The organism is Pedobacter sp. KLB.chiD, assembly GCF_047040275.1.
GTDB lineage: Bacteria > Bacteroidota > Bacteroidia > Sphingobacteriales > Sphingobacteriaceae > Pedobacter.
Window position 1 is genome coordinate 805,625 of record NZ_CP178207.1, and the last position, 18,672, is coordinate 824,296.

General features: G+C 39.7%; 14 protein-coding genes. 5 read left to right on the top strand and 9 right to left on the bottom strand.

Translation table 11 applies throughout. The features are described 5' to 3' along the window. Positions 1–161: 161 nt before the first annotated feature. The 7 genes from ACK1I8_RS03545 to ACK1I8_RS03575 all read right to left on the bottom strand — a co-directional run bounded on the left by ACK1I8_RS03545 (position 162) and on the right by ACK1I8_RS03575 (position 10,572). On the bottom strand, positions 162–1,478 hold the full coding sequence (locus tag ACK1I8_RS03545; RefSeq protein WP_412467970.1) for a TldD/PmbA family protein: 1,317 nt from the start codon (positions 1,476–1,478) through the stop codon (positions 162–164). Positions 1,479–1,480: 2 nt separating this feature from the next. Then, the gene (locus tag ACK1I8_RS03550; protein WP_412467971.1) at positions 1,481–3,115 is read right to left on the bottom strand and encodes a TldD/PmbA family protein; all 1,635 of its coding nucleotides are present in this window, start codon (positions 3,113–3,115) and stop codon (positions 1,481–1,483) included. Positions 3,116–3,405: 290 nt separating this feature from the next. Then, on the bottom strand, positions 3,406–5,190 hold the full coding sequence (locus ACK1I8_RS03555) for a hypothetical protein (protein ID WP_412467972.1): 1,785 nt from the start codon (positions 5,188–5,190) through the stop codon (positions 3,406–3,408). Positions 5,191–5,192: 2 nt separating this feature from the next. After that, on the bottom strand, positions 5,193–7,328 hold the full coding sequence (locus ACK1I8_RS03560; protein ID WP_412467973.1) for a hypothetical protein: 2,136 nt from the start codon (positions 7,326–7,328) through the stop codon (positions 5,193–5,195). Next, positions 7,325–8,683, bottom strand: a complete 1,359-nt coding sequence (locus ACK1I8_RS03565; protein ID WP_412467974.1) for a BatA domain-containing protein — start codon at positions 8,681–8,683, stop codon at positions 7,325–7,327. Before ACK1I8_RS03565 ends, ACK1I8_RS03560 begins: the two co-directional genes overlap by 4 nt. A gap of 3 nt (positions 8,684–8,686) precedes the next feature. Next, positions 8,687–9,574: a DUF58 domain-containing protein gene (locus ACK1I8_RS03570; protein WP_412467975.1), complete on the bottom strand. Its 888-nt coding sequence runs from the start codon at positions 9,572–9,574 to the stop codon at positions 8,687–8,689. Continuing rightward, positions 9,574–10,572: an AAA family ATPase gene (locus ACK1I8_RS03575; protein WP_412467976.1), complete on the bottom strand. Its 999-nt coding sequence runs from the start codon at positions 10,570–10,572 to the stop codon at positions 9,574–9,576. Before ACK1I8_RS03575 ends, ACK1I8_RS03570 begins: the two co-directional genes overlap by 1 nt. A 150-nt stretch (positions 10,573–10,722) precedes the next feature. Here ACK1I8_RS03575 and ACK1I8_RS03580 point away from each other — a divergent pair, with 150 nt between their 5' ends. Both ACK1I8_RS03580 and ACK1I8_RS03585 read left to right on the top strand, forming a co-directional pair. Then, on the top strand, positions 10,723–11,352 hold the full coding sequence (locus ACK1I8_RS03580) for a DUF4159 domain-containing protein (protein ID WP_412467977.1): 630 nt from the start codon (positions 10,723–10,725) through the stop codon (positions 11,350–11,352). Between the two features lie 369 nt (positions 11,353–11,721). Beyond that, positions 11,722–12,525 (top strand): lacto-N-biose phosphorylase central domain-containing protein, encoded by an 804-nt coding sequence (locus ACK1I8_RS03585; RefSeq protein ID WP_412467978.1) that lies wholly within the window; start codon positions 11,722–11,724, stop codon positions 12,523–12,525. Positions 12,526–12,599: 74 nt separating this feature from the next. Here ACK1I8_RS03585 and ACK1I8_RS03590 read toward each other — a convergent pair whose 3' ends face one another. Beyond that, a complete protein-coding gene (locus ACK1I8_RS03590) occupies positions 12,600–13,163 on the bottom strand; it encodes a DUF1543 domain-containing protein (RefSeq protein ID WP_412467979.1) in 564 nt (187 codons plus the stop codon). A gap of 424 nt (positions 13,164–13,587) precedes the next feature. Here ACK1I8_RS03590 and ACK1I8_RS03595 point away from each other — a divergent pair, with 424 nt between their 5' ends. Continuing rightward, positions 13,588–15,291 (top strand): FAD/NAD(P)-binding protein, encoded by a 1,704-nt coding sequence (locus ACK1I8_RS03595; protein ID WP_412467980.1) that lies wholly within the window; start codon positions 13,588–13,590, stop codon positions 15,289–15,291. A gap of 18 nt (positions 15,292–15,309) precedes the next feature. Then, on the top strand, positions 15,310–16,044 hold the full coding sequence (locus tag ACK1I8_RS03600) for a TonB-dependent receptor domain-containing protein (RefSeq protein ID WP_412467981.1): 735 nt from the start codon (positions 15,310–15,312) through the stop codon (positions 16,042–16,044). A gap of 326 nt (positions 16,045–16,370) precedes the next feature. Here the strand turns inward: ACK1I8_RS03600 and ACK1I8_RS03605 are convergent, their stop codons facing one another. After that, complete coding sequence (locus tag ACK1I8_RS03605) at positions 16,371–17,591, bottom strand: metallophosphoesterase (RefSeq protein WP_412467982.1); 1,221 nt, start codon at positions 17,589–17,591, stop codon at positions 16,371–16,373. Between the two features lie 297 nt (positions 17,592–17,888). Here ACK1I8_RS03605 and ACK1I8_RS03610 point away from each other — a divergent pair, with 297 nt between their 5' ends. Next, on the top strand, positions 17,889–18,335 hold the full coding sequence (locus ACK1I8_RS03610; RefSeq protein WP_205059011.1) for an RrF2 family transcriptional regulator: 447 nt from the start codon (positions 17,889–17,891) through the stop codon (positions 18,333–18,335). The last annotated feature ends 337 nt before the right edge of the window (positions 18,336–18,672 follow it).

Below are 18,672 nucleotides of genomic sequence, written 5' to 3' on the forward strand. Positions count from 1 at the left end.
GTTTTTTAATAAAAAAGTTCGTCATTCATCGTAGCACCGTCATTGCGGGGAGGAACGACGATGCCTGCTGCAGGCAGGCAATCTTACGATCGCTACCAGCGTGCGCATTAAGAATGCTTCGCACCCCGCAATCAGGGATTGTTTTGGCGCGAATTGCTTCCTTAAACCGCGTCCGATAATGAAGTGAATGTGAAATCCCTGATTTTCATCGGCGGGATCAACCCACTTCCGGTTCTCACCGGCTTGCCCAAAGCTTCTACATTATTCAGCATAATAACCGGGCTTTCGTTGAACCTGAAATTTTTGATCGGAAATTTAATTTCACCGTTTTCGATGTAAAAAGTACCATCACGGGTTAATCCGGTAAGTAATAAGGTTTGCGGATCAACCGAACGGATATACCAGAAACGGGTAACCAAAATGCCTTTTTCCGTACTCTTAATGAGGTCTTCCAATGATTGGTTGCCACCTTCAATAATCATGCTGCGGCTTAAAGGAAGTGGTTGAACATTTTTTTGTGCGGCCCAATATCTTGAATAGGATAGGTTTTTTACCACTCCTTTTTCCACCCATTGTGTTCTTTTTACCGGTAAGCCTTCTCCTGTGAATGTAGATGATGGAATTTCAGCGTTCATGGGGTCAGAATAGATGTTTACATTTTCAGAGAATAACTGTTCACCTAAACGTGTACCGCCACCTTTTTTGCTCATGAAACTCCGGCCTTCGTCTGCACTGCGGGCATCAAAGCCCCTAAACATATTGCCAATGATATCGCTGGCAGCCAGCGGCTCTAAAATTACGGTATACTTGCCTGGTTCAATGGCTTTTGCACCTGCCGAGCCATTGGCTTTGCTTGCTGCAATTTTACTGAGTGCCAATGTATCCATTTTGTCCAGATCATTAAAATCCTGCTCCACATAACCAGAACCTGTTCCCTGTTTGTTTCTAACCGTAACTGAAAAAGAAACGTTTGTCCCTTTATTATAAGCAAACAAACCTTTAGAGTTCATGATGGCATTAAAACGCGTAGCATTTTCGAGGAAACCAGCGGCGTCTAGATTCGCAGCTTTAGATACGCTTAAACTTTTACCCACCATTTCGGCTCGGGTATCGGGCGTAATAGCAGCCGTTTTATCATTGTATGTATTCGATTCTGCAAAGGTTTGCGGACCTAGGGGAGGCATAAATTCGGGGTTTTCCGGCGCCAGCATGGCCAGTTCTTCTGCTCTTTTTACCACTTTTTGCAAAGAGGCATCATCAAACTCATTTATGGAGGCAGAACCGGTTTTTTTACCAAAGGTTGAGCTTACGCTTAAACTCATGGTACTAATCTGGCCAGCGGTAGAAACGGCATTACGGGCATAACGGATATTTCCGCCATCAGAGCCGTTTAAACCTACCTCACAAAAATCGGCTTTCGAATAGCCAATTACCTTTTTTAATATCGCTTGGGCTTCTTCTTTACTTAATATGGCCATAATTATATTTTTCTTGCTGTATTGATAACATTAACTCCATTAAACCTGGTGGTGGCGCTGCCATGCGAAACGGCACTACTTTGAGAAGGCTGACCTTTTCCATCATTGAACGAGCCGCCCAGGCGGTAATCACTTTCATCGCAGATGGCATTGCATGAGTTCCAGAACTCTTGTGTGTTAGCCTGGTAAGCTACATCATTGAGCATGCCAACAATTTTACCTTGCTTAATTTCGTAGAAAATCTGTCCGCCAAACTGAAAATTGTAACGTTGCTGATCAATAGAGAAACTTCCATCGCCGATGATGTAAATGCCTTTTTCAACATTTTTGATCATCTCATCCACACTTAGTTTTTCTTTGCCCGGCTGTAGTGAAACATTTGGCATCCGCTGAAACTGAACATCGTCCCAGCCTTGCGAGTAGCAGCAGCCGTTCGATTCTGTTAAACCGATGATATGTGCCTGATCGCGGATGGCCTGGTAACTGGTGAGGATTCCATTCCTGATCAGATCCCATTTTTTACATTTTACACCTTCATCATCGTAGCCAACTGCGCCTAAAGAGCCTACCTGGGTTTTATCGGCTACAATATTTACTTTGTCGCTGCCAAACTTGAATTTTTTAGACTCCCATTTATCCAATGTCAGGAAGCTGGTTCCTGCGTAATTGGCTTCATAACCCAAAACACGGTCTAATTCTGTCGGGTGGCCAACTGATTCGTGAATGGTTAACCACAGGTGCGAAGGATCCAAAACCAGATCATATTTGCCTGGCTCTACAGATTTGGCCTTTACCTTTTCTGTCGCTACACGGGCCGCCTCCTTCACATCTTCGAGCATATCATAACGGCCTTTGTAGCGCGTTACAATACCGGTAACTTTATCTTCAGGACGGGCATGCATATATTCGTAACCCTTGCCAGAAGGTGCACTTAATGCGTTGCGTGTTTTAAATTTACCCGATTCACGGTCGACTTTGGTAACGTTAAAAGTAGGGTAAATGCGATGAACATCCTGATCGATATAAGAACCATCAGTTGAGGCGAAGTATTTTTGCTCATTAACCGCGAAAATAACGGAATTTACAAAATTTGCACCATTCTGCATGGCCACATCATTTACGTTTAATAGCAGGTCTACTTTCTCTTTTACCGGAACTTCGAAGGCATTGATTTCGATGGGGGTTTTCCAGCTTACCTCGCCATAACCTTTTTGAGGTGCCAGTTGAACGGGTTCACCCTGGATTTTGGCATTGGCTTTTGCAACGGCAACCGCTTGTTCGGCTGCTTTGGCAATGGCATCTTTAGTTACGTTATTGGTTGCCGCAAAACCCCAGCAACCATTAACCAACACGCGGATTCCCACACCATACGATTCGGTATTCGCTACGCCCTGAACACGTTTTTCGCGTGTAGCCACAAACTGGTTTAGATAACGCCCGATGCGGATATCAGCGTAACTTGCGCCTTTTGATTTTGCTGCATTTAGCGCAACGTCTGCCAGTTCTTTTTTAATTTTTACGTCGACTGCATCTAGGGCCTGTAAAGGGTCTATAGGGGTTCCGAATGCAGAAAGATCGGGCAGGAGTAGTGTACCCATACCCATTCCGGATAAATAAAGGAAGTCTTTTCTTTTCAATTGGTCGAGTTTAGTTCGTTTACGATTTCAATATAGCCATTTATGCGACTAAAAATGGGATTTCATTATAACATTTTAGTTTCAAAGTTGAAAATGAAATGATTTCAGTTGAAAAGAGGTGTTTTATTCCGAACTATTCTGCATAGCGACTGATTTTTTCTCATTCTGAATGCATTTTACTTGCTTATTTCAAAACAAGAGCAGAAGTAGTTGATACGATTTCATCTTGAAAACCAATGGGTTATTGAGACGCTAGGCAAAAACAAGTGTGAGCAGAAATCCAGATAAATTTAACCAGTCAAAATCCTGGCTTCGTACCATAAAAATGCAGCAGCAAGTAAAAATCCGGCAAAGAACCACCAAATTGAAACTTCTTCTTCTATAACCATGCCTGTTACTTTACTTTTGTTTTCTATTGTATTCAGGTTTCTAATAAACTGATGAGTTTCACTCAATTTTTGCTGGTTCTTGAGTGTTTGCCACTCATTTTTTTTATAAATGTATACTGACTCGATGGTTTGATCCACTTGCAGATTAGTCCAGCCTGGCTTCTGCGGCCAGTAAAAAGCATCCCATTGGAAAGGGAGTACCATATTTTGCCGTGGAGTAAGTAAAATGCTATCCATTTTTAATGTTGGTATTCGATCTGATACTTCCAAATCTGTAATAATCCTCATTTTTTGATTAATTACAGGGAATTGCGGCATAATATTTACGGTTAGCCTATCATTTCTTTTTCGCGCTGCATTGGCTAAAAGTTTAGCCCAAAAGGTAGCATAATCAGTTTTTTGCTCTGATAGCATCCAATGGTATGTAGAAGAAAGTGTAGAAATTAATATTTTGCCATAACCGTTAATGCTGCTACTGACCACTATTTTTCCATTGGGATCCATAACAAGAGGCTGATCATTTTGATTAGACTTTAGAAATAAAGCTTGTTCGATCGGTAACGGGTTAAATTTGAAATGATCTGCTGTAAGTATCAGATTGAGCGCCTTTCCTTTTAAGGCAGGGGATTCGAACCTGCTGAACCTGCCACTGAGAATTGTTGAAGCTTTTAAGTCAGCCACCCTGATCAATAAACCCAGTCCGTTTTGAATTGCTAGATCTATTGATGACTTTTCATCTGGACTGATAGCGGCTAGTTCTTCTTCATCAATAACAAGGACATCGAATTTTTTTAACGATGAAGTATTGATCCGGTTAAGATTTATGCTATCGGTATTCAGAAAGTCGAAAGCATATTTGTTTTTACTGATCCGGCTTCTGAAAGCCAATGGATACTGGTTTTCATAAAGCCAGTTTTTTAAAAATTTATATTCAAAATCTGGAAATGCTGCCAGTAATAATACTTTCATCGGTGCTTCGTCAACGACTTCTACAGGCACTGGTTCTTTTGCCAGTGTATCGTTTTTCTGCAAACTAATTAATTCGTAAACAGCTTTTCCTGTTTGTTTTGGTGTCGTTTTAAAAGAAAAGGTTTTGTTCGATTTTGCTCCAATAACGATTGAATCTACGGTTTTGCCTAAGCCTTTAAGCAAGAGTTTAACGGTTTCGCTTCCTGAGTTCTGGTAAATGCCCTGAACCTGCCATGATTCGGATGTTTTTAATTTGCCTGGCCAATTGGCTGAGATTATTCCGGTGGGACTAGCAGCGGGGTGGAACGTGACCTGATACCCTTCGAGTTGTGCCAATTCAGCTGCATTTAATCCGTAGCCGTAAACGCTTAGTTTCCAGATATCTGGATTCGATTTTAAGAAATAGGAGAGATCCGGAACGTTTATTGCTTTCGTGTTTTTAATATTTGCAGGAGATAATACATATTTCTTTCCTTTAAGGCCACTAACCGAATCCGGATGAGTACCAGTGGTGATTAGAATAACCTCATCTGCATTTTGTGGCACATACGTTTTGTATCTGATCGGTACAATTAAAAGCACAAAACAGCTTACTGCAATAATACTGGCTAAAATCCGCCAGATTAATCTTGCTTTATTTAGCCTATGTAGCTCTTTATAAAGCAAAAAAGCCAACAGAATCAGGCCTGCCAACATAGCGATATATTTAAACTCCATAGCTATCTGTCGGTTTTATTCAGGTTTTTAAAATAGTTTTGATACAAAGCTGAGGCCGGTGCAGCATGCTGCATCAGCGGTTTTGGGACCTCGGTACTGATCATTTTTTGTATGGCTTGTTGAACCTGATCTATATCGCTGATTATCGGGTTTTTAGTTATGCTTAATTTCCTTAAACTGCTAAGCGCATCCAGATAAGTAGCAGGATGATCGGCAGCGGCACCAATCATGTATTTTTCCGTTTGGTTAAGTACGAACTGATCTTGCGCTGTAAATTTTTTGCCTGTTTTTCTGTTTTCCAATCGTGCCAATGCTATTTTGAGTGTAGCTATTCTCTTTTCTTTTTGTTCGAACGACATTTTTTGCACCGGCTGGGTGATTTTATCCAGCTCACCACTTAAACGTTTTTCGGGTTTTAAGGCTGCCGTTTTTACCGTCGTTTTAGCTACATAAGCACGCGATTTCTGTTGCAGATCTTTCAGTAACCTGAGCGCCTTATATTCGTAAGGCAAGGCTTCCTGGGGTTTGTAAGTTCTTAAGCGGAGTTCAGCATTCCACATTTCAGTTAAAACAGCTTTTAACTGGGCCTTTATCTCAGGCTCAAAAAAAGTAGCGTCTTCTGCAATATCGTGTTTATGGGCGTATTTGTCCATAATCTGGGTCACATCACCAAATTTTTCATCCTCGTGCTGATGTGCTGCATGTTCATCGTGGTCATCATGATTGCCACCAATTTCAGTTTCATTTTCTTCACCCAAAAACTGGCCATAACGTAAGCGCAGTAGCTTTTGGTCAATACCAATGTCGTTACTTCTGTTTTTAAAGATCTGTACGGGTATGGATGATTGTTCTTTTAATAATTTTTCGGTGTCGATAATGATCTGCCTTTCACTTCTGAAATATTCCGGAACCAGGTTAACACCAGTGGTCATTCCGGCTAAACTCATTAATTCAGCAGTATCGGCAATGGAAACAAAATAGACATCCGAACGGCTCGATTGGCCATGGTTGTCCATCGCTTTGATGAAAAAATAAAGTTCATCGCCAGGTTTCATGCCAAGGTTTTTTAAATCAATCAATTTCTCCAGGGAAATGCTTTTCCTGTTGCCAAAATTTTTATCAAATGATAGTTTTTTCTCTGTAAAGCTCACACCCTCACCTTTGCCACTGGCCATGGTGGCCGATATAAAAGCATCATTAATGCCATAATCATCCGTAAGCAACACCATCAGGTTAATCTTTTGTGGCTGGCCGATATCGATAGTTGTGTGCTGTTTTGGCTGGGCAATTTTAATATTAACCGGCAGGTCTGGAATCACTTCAATCTGGTAGAGATCCGATTTTTTACCATCAAGATCAAGCTGGTAAAAACCTGATTTTTGGATGATTTTGCCGAAAGTCCATTGTGTGTGTGCAGCGTTTAAAGCTTTTAATGGTACAATTTCACTATTGTTAAAAATAAGTTTCAATTTCTTAATACCCTTATTCGTTTCTATTTTCCAGTTTATCCGCGCACCTGTTTCGGCAGCAATGGTAAACTGTTTTTGCTTACGCTCGGCTTTTTGAGTGTAGGCTGGCGGAATAATGGTCGCACTGAAACCGGAAATTTCTACCGGGATATTTTCTTTGACCGGTTGCGTTTGATTTGCCTTTTCCCGGTCTTCTAAAAAAACATTTTTGCGCAAAGGGATTTGAGTAATACCAAAACTGATCAGTAGTCCTGCTGAAAGGATCACTAAGCCTGAATATAATTTTTTTACAGGCTCTTTTGGCTGCGCCAGTTTAGTAATGATGTTTTCGATCTTATTGCGCTGTAACTGTTGTAACAGGGATAAATCAGCCTGATTTTGCAGTAGCAGATGGGCACTTTCTTCCAGTTCCGGATATCGGTTATTTATAAAACGCGAAATATCGTTATCGTTGATTTTCCAAATGGGTTTTACACATAAAAGGATGCCGAGTACTACAGGAAAAACCATTGCAAAAAGCCATGGAGAATAATGTAGCAGGTAAATGCCAATAAAGGATAAAACCAAAGCGATGGCCAGGGCAATGGAAGCCATGCCAATCAGATAAAAGCTAATCCATTTTATCCTTAAGTTAGTAATCCAGTTTTTACCTTCCGTTTTTAACATCATCTGGTTTTTTTTCTGAATGACAAAATCCGTTCGGTAACAAAAATCAATATGGCTGCTGCCCAAAATAAAGGTTGAAGTGGTACATTTCGGGCGTTTTTCATAGTGGATTCGGTTTCGCTGGGGTGAAAGACCATATTTTGCCTGGCAGATAAACGTCGCTGATCGGCAGGATTGTTTTCAAAGCCAAAAGCTGCCGTATTTTCAGTGCTGATTACCATTGGCATTAGTGCTTTTACAAACAAACCATCCCAAACCAGCTCATTCCATGCTGGATTGAAGCGGCTGTAAAAATGGAAAATGTGTAAGGCATCAGCTTTTTCTTTGGTCAAAATGGCATTCCCAAAACCATCGGTCCATATTTTTTTAGTGTTATTGGTTGAGGCAATTCTTTTACTCAATTTAATATGTCGACCATCCAGGTTGATAAACGAAGGTTCGGCAACTACTTTCCCGCTCTCATATTGAAATAGGATTCCATTTGTTGTGATGGAAGATTTAAAGTTGGCGGTCACTGCATCACCTGATAGCCAAAAACCAATATCAGCTTTTGAATCGCGTGAATTGATCATGATTTTCCGGTTGGTAAAACTGCCGATTGCTTTTAAGGCAGCAATAAGATATTTCCCATCAGCAGTTCCCGGAGCCTGGTGTACGGCAATATTTATCGGTGCTTCATCCCCTGAATTTAAGTCCTGGTAGGTGGTATTGGATGGATTTGATTTTGCTTCATATTTTTTTCCTGCATATCCGGTAATCCAACTGCTTAGGGTATCGGTTTGATTTAAAGGGATCCAATTCAATTTGTAATTAAGCATCGGTAGTTCATCGCCAAAATGGGTTAAGCGCCGATTGGCAAATAAGTAAACACCTGCACTTGCCGGAATGAACTGATTAGCTGAATGTAATAAGGCCGTATAACTGAGGTTAATTGCTGGTTTTGTTTGATCATCAGCCGTATCTTTTAAAGTTAAAGTCTTAAAGCCTACATTAAAATCATGAATTTCGTAGCCCTTTCTTAGCAGTGAATCGATTGTTTTTTTATTTGAATCGAAAACCTGTTTAAAAGTGGCTCTATCAAGTAAAACCCAGCCGGTTCTATTTTCGGCCATGGCTATTTTTTTAAAATAGGGCTTTGCTATAAACAATACCAATAATGCCAAAAGCAAACAGCGAAGTAATAATAATAACCAGTCGTTAATTTTAACGCTTTTAGCGCTTGCCCTCGAACTTTCACCAAGGAGTGCAATGCTGCCAATCTTAACGGTTTTGCCCTGTTTAACATTCCACAGGTGAATCATGAACGGAACAATTAATCCGGCCAGCGCCAATAGACCTATGGGGTATAAAAAATGCACAGTTTAAAATCTAAGTTTACTTCTTTGTTTTAAAAAATCTCTTAAAGCCTCATCTAAAGGTTCATCAGTACAAATGGTTCGGTAGGAAATTCTTCTGTCGAGCAGGCTCGCTCTGGTTTCCGCTAAATAAGTGGCGAGTTTACTTTTATAGTCTTGTTTGGCTTTTTCCTGGTCGATCTGGATGGTCTCGCCCGTCTCTAAGTCTTCAAAAGTGCTATAACCTCTAAAATCGAGATCAAATTCATTTCTTGATAACACATGAAAAACCACGATTTCATGCCTTAATGAATTCAGCGTGTCCAGTAGTTTAGTGATCTCATCGTCTTTTTGATAAAGATCGGTCAAGAAGATAAGCAATTCGCGTTTTTGGGTACCGGCAAATAATTCTTTATAATGTACAGGTTGGGTAAACGTGCCATCAGGAACGATCTGTTCCAATTGATAAAATAACCTGGCCAGATGCTGATAATCCTGTCTGGCTGTCATAGAAAAGATGCCATTGTTCTTCAGTACATACAGTCCAATCGCGTCCCCCTGTAAATTGGCCAGGTAAGCTAATGATGCACCGAGATAGCGGACATAATCTATTTTGTCAAAATCGCCATCGTTATGGTTCATCGATGCGCTGGCATCTATCAAAATACGCACGGAAATATTTGTTTCCACTTCCGATTCACGGATATAATAGCGATCTGAACGGGCGAACATTTTCCAATCGAGTGCGCGCAGATCGTCGCCGGGTTGGTAACTTCTGTATTGACTAAACTCTAATCCCGCACCTTTTAGGGTACTTTTATTAATGCCATTCATAAACCCGTCAATCGTCATTTTAGCCGATAGGGAGAGGTCTTTAATGGCCATTAATATTTTCGGATCGAGCAGTTTACTCATTAAATATTGACTTTTGGTTTCGAAATGGCTTTGATCAGTTCGTTGGTAACCTGATCTGATGATACATTTTCGGCCTCTGCCTTGAAATTCATTAATATCCGGTGTCGCATTACCGGATAGGCCATGGCTTGTAAATCTTCCAAAATTACCGCGTATCTGCCTTTAAATAAAGCTCTTGCTTTCGCTGTTAAAATCAGCGCCTGCCCTGCGCGCGGACCTGCACCCCAACGTACCCATTCCTTTACGAAATTTACCGTAGTGGTATCAGGGCGGGTAGCACGGATCATTTCGCTTACATAGGTAATCAGGTCGTCGCTGATGCTTACCTCGCGGGTGATGGCCTGGAGTTCCTTAATTTCCGCTGCACCGATAATCGGGTTGATGATAACTTTTTTACTACCGGTGGTACTGCTTAAAATCTGTGTTTCTTCAGCAGCAGTAGGGTACCCGATTTTGATGTACAACAGAAAACGATCCAGCTGCGCCTCGGGCAGTGGATAGGTTCCGGCCTGTTCAATAGGGTTCTGGGTAGCGAGGATAAAAAACGGACGGTCTAAAGGATAAGTCTGCCCGCCATAGGTTACTTCAAATTCCTGCATGGCCTCTAACAAAGCCGATTGTGTTTTTGGGGGAGTCCTGTTCACCTCATCAGCCAGAATAATATTGGCAAATAATGGTCCTTTATTAAATTTAAAGAACCGTTTTCCGGTCACATGATCTTCTTCCAGTATTTCGGTACCTACAATATCGGTAGGCATTAAATCGGGCGTGAACTGGATTCTTCTGAAAGAAAGATCTAATGCCTCCGATAGAGTTCTTACCATCAATGTTTTGGCTAAACCAGGTACTCCTTCCAATAGGCAGTGTCCACCCGCCATCAATGCAATCAGCATTTCTTCGATAATTACATCCTGACCTACAATAACCTTCTGTATTTCGCTTTTTAACAGGGAGATCTTATCGATCAATATCTTTAGGTTGTTTTCTGAACGCTCCAAAACGGTTGACTTTTTAAGTATAATGATATGGTGCTTCAATATAGCGCATATTGGCAGATAGTTTTAGTCAGAAGAAAAGAATATCAAAAAATTTACAAGATAATTTGGATAAAAAGTCGAAATAATAAAAAATGAAGGTAATTTTAGACTGTGCGAAGAGCTAAATTTACATTTGCGAGGATAAAATATAATTCAGGCGATTGGGATACCGATCAGCGCATGCCTTCTAATCTGTTAAATTCTTTATTGGAATATACTACCATTCCATTAGATGAAGAAGAGAAAATTGTAGAATTAAGCAGCCGCGATTTATTTAAATATCCTTTTTGTTATTTAAGTGGACATAAACTGGTTCAATTTACGCAGCAGGAAGCCCTAAATTTTAAAACTTATGTGCAAAATGGAGGCTTCGTTTTTGTTGATGATTGCAACCATGATATAGATGGTTTGTTTGCCCGCTCGTTTGAAACCCAGATGAGTAACCTTTTCGGCCCTCAGGCGTTAAAGAAAATTCCCAATAACCATGGCATTTACAGCGCATTTTTTAAGTTTGAGAAGGGGCCACCTACCACTTCTTTCGAACTGAACGGCTGGGGCGATGATCTGGTACACGATTACCTGAAAGCCATTACCATTAACAATAGGATAGGGGTATTGTACAGCAATAAAGATTATGGTTGCGAATGGGATTACGACTTTAGGAACAAACGTTTTTTAGCTGAAGACAATACCAAGTTCGGGGTAAATATTATCCTGTATGCCATGGGCATTAATAGTTAGGTTTCAGTTTACAGTTAGCAATTGTCAGTTTTCTGTGCTGTCAGCTGTTACCATCTAACAGGGGATATCTGCTTACAAGTTTTCAAAACACCCCGTCCTGCGTACATCGCTACCGGAGGAGGAGAGAGGGGAATGGATATGCGGATTGGAAATCTGTTAGTATCACAAGAGAATATATCTGCCGCCACGTTGAACAAGGGCCGATGAAACAATGTCAAATAACTTTGAAAGATATATTTTTTGGTAAATTAAATTGGTCTGGCCGAGAATAGGTTTTATGTTAAAGATAGCTTTATAAAGCAATTATAGCAGTCTCATTATTATTAAATTTTATACTTTTGGGTGATTACAATTTAATCCGATATGTTTATGAAAATGCTTTTTAGGGCTTGCGCACTCTCTGTTTTAATCTGTTCTGCTATTGCGGCAAGTGCTCAAACGGTTACTTTAGATTATTTCTTCAATCGCGAAACCCATAAAGATAAACAGGGTAAAGAGGTTCGTTTTCATTACCTGTGGGGTGAGCGGGCAATGAGTGGTTTTTCTATTTTAGGCAGTGTATTTAAAAAAGAAGGATTTAAATTGGATTCCCTTGAAACAGCACCAACATTAACTAATTTAAAGGGAAGTGATGTTTATTTAATTGTAGATCCCGATCGTCCGAAAGAGAACCCGAAGCCGAATTACATCGAGGCTAGCCATATTGCTGCGATTTCTGAATGGGTAAAGCAGGGTGGCGTATTGGTGATGTTTGCTAACGATAGCGCTAATGTGGAGTTGCCGCACTTTAATAAACTGGCCAACGTATTTGGTATGCACTTTACCAATGACCTGCAAAATCATGTGATTGATGACAATCATTTTGAAGACGGAGCTATTTCCACCAAAAATAATCCTGTGTTTAAAACGGCACAAAAAATATTTATGAAAGATGTTTGCGCCATTGAAACCAAAGGCGCTGCTAAACCAGTATTAAAAAATAAGACCGGTGCAACAGTTATCGCCCTTGCTCAATATGGTAAAGGTAAGGCAATTGCTATTGCCGATCCCTGGTTGTACGATGAATATGTTAATGGCCGTTTGCCAAAAGAAATGGGCTTTGAAAATGATAAAGCCGCTGTAGATTTAGTTAAGTGGTTAAAATCCCTTTTGCAAAAACATAACAATCGATAAAGTTTCCAAATTGCTGCGTTGATCAGCTTAAAATTGCCGGAAAGAAACGAATAAGATTTGCTGAAGACCTCATACTAAAGCTTATCCAGCTTAAAATAGCCTAAATGAATCTCATCTTCAGGTAAATGGCCCGGAGATGGTTTGATTTCGATATGGTATTTCTGTTTCGATTCATCACTTAATATATCTTCAATCTTATAAATATCGTCTACATCAATGCCATATTTTTCGTCAATATGCGAATTGGCACCTTTTATGGAATTGGTTTTAAAAAATACCGTTTTCTTCGCTTCCTGTATCGCTTTGGCCCTTTCATCATGTACTGATAATACAATATGGTGCTGTTCGTATAACTGATTACTTAAATAGCCGCCAAGGTTAATAAAGAACAATTTATGTAGCGAAGGTATGGTGTACTCGTCACGTAACCCGATTTTGATTTCATAATCATCAACCTTATTTACTTCCCGCCAACCATCAATATGCAGGCTAGTACCCGCCTCAGGCCAGAATGCTTTAATCTCTGGTAAGAGATCTTTTAAAGAATTGGCGATGCCGAAGAAATAGTCGTGCTGTTCTACATTTCGTTTTGGGGCTTTTGAGCCCAGTAAAATCATATATAATTTTAATTCGTTCATTAGTATATTCGTTTATTAATACCTTCCGGCATTCTAGCATTCAAAATTCAATCATTAATAAAACTCACCTCTTTTAACAGCATCAATCGAAATAGGTTCTGATAATTCCTGGTTTTCTTTACTTTTAATCAAAGAGGACAAAAAGAAATGCACAGAGGCAAAAAGTTGAACATAGACTGCAATAGGATCCTGGTCCTTTCGACTGAAGGGCAGTTCCGAACCTTCGGGAGAGAAATCTTTGAACGATGTTGAGGGATTTCTCTGCTGCGGCAGAAATGATCCCATTTCACGGATCAATAGCAATCAATTCCATCATCCAGCTTTAATTTTCATCAATCTAAAACAATTTTCTCTTTTTAGGATTATATGACCTAGCGGATTAAACGGGCTATTTCGCCAACTAAATAAAACGCTTCGAAAATAGATGAATACAGCTATTACAAAAAAGAGAATTGCTATTATTGGTGGAGGCCCAAGTGGTCTGTTCATGTATAAACGGTTAATTGAATCTAAAAACCCCAACTTCGAAATAGAGATATTCGAACGCAAAGACTATTTAGGGGCAGGCATGCCTTATAGTGCCGAAGGGGCAAATGTAGAACACATTACCAATGTGTCTGACAATGAAATTCCAATCATATACAATTCTATTGAAGATTGGGTAAAAATTGCACCAAAAGAGATTTTAAAAAAATTCGATATTAATGCAGATAAATTCAATGAGTACAAGGTATTACCCAGATTGTTTTTTGGTGAATACCTTTCCGCTCAGTTCAATTTATTAAAAGAAGTTGCAGAAAATAAAGGTATTAAAACCCATGTACATTTAAATTGCATAGTGGATGATATTATCGATTCCCCTGCAGATCATCAGGTCGCGGTAAGCGTTAAAGGACAGGAAAAAGCCTATTTTGATCAGGTAATCATCTGTACAGGTCATAATTGGCCAAAAAAATATGAAGGTAAAATTCCTGATTATTTCGATTCTCCATATCCACCCAAAAAAGTTGCATTGGAAGTAAATCACGCCGTTGGCATTATGGGTTCTTCATTAACTGCCATTGATGCCTTAAGAACCCTGGCCCGGCAGAACGGAAAGTTTACCGATAATGAAGATGGTACCTATTCTTACCAGACGGAGAATAAGGGTTTTAAAATTGTAATGCACTCGCGCAGTGGGCTATTGCCAGCGGTGAGGTTTCATTTGGAAGATTCTCATTTAGGTAAAGAAGAAACACTGAGCAAAGCAGAAATCCAGCAGAGCATAAAAGAAAACGGAGGCTTTTTGCCTTTAGATTTTGTATTTGAGCAGAATTTTAAAGAGATGTTCATGGAAAAAGATCCTGTTTTTTATAAAAAGATCAAAGACATGAACCTGGAAGAGTTTGTAGGCGCCATGATGGACTATCGTGAAAAAATGGAGCCATTTGACCTTTTCAAAAAAGAATATGATGAAGCAGAAAAATCGATCGAGAAAAGGAAATCCATATATTGGAAAGAAGCGCTCGCCATTTTAAGCTTCGCGATGAACTATCCTGCAAAATACCTTTCGGCAGAAGATATGGAACGCTTGCAGAAAGTATTGATGCCACTCATTTCCATTGTAATTGCATTTGTGCCCCAAAGTTCTTGCAGGGAACTGTTGGCCCTGCATGATGCTGGCGTATTAAGTATTGTGGCCGTTGGCGATCATGCCGAGGTTGAACCTTTAAAAACAGGCGGTGCTGATTATCACTACGAGGTGGATGATCAAAAGGTAACCGTACATTTCGATACCTTTATCGATTGCATCGGCCAACCCCATCTTTCATTTGATGATTTTCCTTTTAAAAGCTTAATCACCAATGGAACCATTAGTCCGGCGAGATTAAAATTCAAATCCGCTAAAATAGGGGAGGAAAAAATAAAACACAATGATCTGGTTACCAAGAATGGCGATAATTACTTTTTAACTGTTCCTGGTATTACGATTAACGATCATTTTCAGGTGGTTGATGAAGCTGGCCATGAGAATGAAAGAATCTATATCATGGCCGTTCCGTACATAGGAGGTTATAATCCAGATTATTCCGGCATTGATTTCTGTGAAGCAGCATCAGGAGCGGTATTGGATCGTATTTTGAGTTAGAAATCTCTTGGTATACGGATGTTTGTTAAAGTTGGCGATTTTGTGGGTACCGCTGCAGCAGTGCCTTTAGCTTATGGCGTTGGGAGAACTGCAACGGCTATTGCTGGTGGCGAAAATCATTATGATGTAAATCTGTTAAACGGTGGTTTGGTATTTAAAATCAATACAGCTCAACAGGCATGGGTTAATTTCTCTCAGGGTTTTAATTTAGCAGATCCTGACAAATATTACGGACAGGGCAGTTATACCCTGGTAGGTACCAACTATAATTTAGGCAATTCGATTAATGTTGGAAGTTCGCCTTTAACCGGTATTAAAACAGAACAGTACGAAGCCGGTTACCGTTACCGCACAGGTATATTTAATGCACAGGTAGCGGGTTTTTATGCCTTATCTGATAAAAATGTAAAAACCAATAGCACATTCAATATCGAGGTTTTCGATGAACATGTTAGAAATATCGGAGTTGAAGGTTCGTTATCATTGAACCTGAAAAATGGTTTCGAAGCGGGTGTAAACGGTTTATACATCAAAACACAGAAACAAAATACTGATGGTACCTGGTCGTTACAGGATATCACGGTTGCCAGTCCATCAAAAATTGCAGGCTACCTGGGGTATAATGGAAGGGTTTTTGGCATAAAGGCTCAGGCTTTCCATTCCTTTGATTCAAAAGGTTATGCCACAGTTGCAAATGTTGTGGTACAAAATGAGTTGAAAGGCTTTACACTGTTGATTTGCTGGGATCGCTGAAGCTATTTACGTGAAGTTTATCATTTGGTGTACAAAACCTGCTGAACAAAAACTACCAGACCATCTGGAGCCAGCGTTCACAGTTCTTGTATCAATCTTTAGCAAAGAAAGAAACTTTTTATTATGCCGGCCGCGGCCGTACGTATAATCTAACGTATACGCTTAATTATTAAGTGGTTCGTCATTCCCGACTTGATTGGGAATTGTAATGCCATAGCCAGGCTTGCAAGCAGTGTTAAGATTAGCTTCGCTGAGCACTTCGTGGTTCCTGCCTGCGCGGGAATCACGATCACCTAAACAACAATGTCCCAATTTGGCATTGTTGTTTATTTCTTTTTTAACTCAATCACTGTAATCTCCGGCCAGATTCCAATTCGCCCGGAAAAGCCGAGAAAACCAAAACCCCGGTTTACATTCAGATATCTTCCATTTTCAGTTTTGATGCCGGCCCAATGTTTGTAACGGTATTTTACTGGACTCCACTTAATTCCAAAAGCTTCAATGCCAAACTGCATGCCGTGTGTATGTCCGGCCAATGATAACTGGATTTTTGAAGGATAATTTTTAACCTGCGCGTCCCAGTGTGAAGGATCGTGCGAGAGCAAAATCTTGAAATCGTTAACACTGGTGTTTTGTAAAGCCTTATTCAGATTGCCACGTTCTCCAAAACCAATTCCCCAGTTTTCTATGCCCGCTAATATGATTTTTTCTCCATTCTTATGTAGTTCTACATGTTCATCTAATAAAAGTTTAAAGCCAAGTTCTTTGTGGTAAGCTTTTAATCGATTCAGGTTCTGTATTTTATCTGCTTCCGTAGGCCATTTGATATAATCACCATAATCGTGATTGCCTAAAACAGAAAATTGTCCGAATGGTGCTTTAATCTGTGAGAAATGCCCGATGTAAGGCGCAATTTCTGAAGCGGCGTTGTTGACCAAATCGCCGGTAAATACAAACAGATCGCTTTTTTGTGCGTTGATCATATCAATACCTTTTTGTACGGCTTTGGGATTGGTAAAACTTCCGGCATGTACATCCGATATTTGTGTCAGGGTAAAACCATCAAAGCTCACTGGCAGATCATCAAAATATAAGGTATGTTTTATTACCCGGTAGGCATATTTTCCCTGGGTAATGCCGTATGCAAACAGAGCAATGGTTAAACAGAACATGACAAAAGCAAAATCTACCCAATAGTTGTTACGCCCGGCGATATGAAATCCGCCTGGTTCAAAATTAGTAGCGAGTGCCATTAATAATCGTAAAATGTCGCCAAGCAGCAGAAAAAAAGCGAAGACAATTTCTGAAGCAAAAACAATCAGAAAAGTGTGACTGACGATCTGGAAAAATTTATTGATGCCCTGAATCCGCATCTGCTGAATGGCAAAGAATAAGGAAAAAGTTAAAGCAATAATAAAAACCCAAAAAATCGGACTTAGTAGACTGGATTGACTGATGGTGCCCAGCCCCGATAAAACATAAGCATTAAGGGCAAAAAATATAATTGCAACTATCAACAGCGGCAATAGATTGAGTTTTCTCTTCATTATTAAATGGGTAAATCAGAAAGGCTAAAATAGAATTTAAACGCAGAGAGACACCTACTGTTACGGGAGGCTGTTATTTTTACGCTTCTTTGATTAATATAGATCGTTCAGCATCTTTTATCAGTAGGGAAAATCCTGAAATAAATTACCTTCGGTGAGCTCGCTTAAGGCTCGGTTTACTTCGAAGCTTTTCGCTTCGCTACAGGTAAGATGACGACCGTTTATACCATTTATTGTATCATCAACTGTCTGTTGCATATTTTATAATTTACTTTCTTTTATTAGCTTTGTGCAAATATGCTGTCCAAAAAAACAAAATACGCCATAAAAGCGCTTGTTGCGCTTGGTAAAAATTTAGATAAACCACCTATGCAGATTTCGAAAATTGCAGAGGAGGAGCATATCCCTAAAAAGTTTTTGGAGCAGATTCTGCTCGATCTGCGTAATGCCGGCTTTTTGTACAGTAAAAAAGGTGCCGGAGGTGGTTATAGCCTGAACAAAAAACCTGAAGATATTTTATTGGTACATGTAATGCGTGTAACTGATGGCCCTATTGCCATGGTTCCCTGTGCGAGTTTAAATTTTTACCACAAATGTGATGAGTGTGTGGATGAGAAAACCTGTGGAATCAGAAGTGCTTTTATTGACGTGAGAGATGCTACGCTTAAGGTTTTAACTGAAACCAGTATTGCCGATGTAATTGGCCGTGAGGATAACCTGAAAATCGGAGCCATTAATTTATAAGCATTCATTCTTAAGACACAATCCGTTCATGCTGAACCCGTTTTATCATATTTTATGCAAAATCCCGCGGTTTAAGTCAATAGCATTAAGTTAGAAACACTCAGTTGGCTGTTATCAGTTGGCAATTTGTAATTATAAGTTGAGTTAGCAATTGGTATTCTTCAGTTACTCCTATTTAAAATTTAATATCCGGATTTTTCCATTCCGCTGCACTTCAATCTAAAAGACGTTTAGAAGATGTAAATTTTTTCATAATAAATTACTACTATTCCTATATACTTTATATATTTGGCGTATGAATTTCAGTTTTATGCCTAAAAAAGTTAACCGCTGTGCA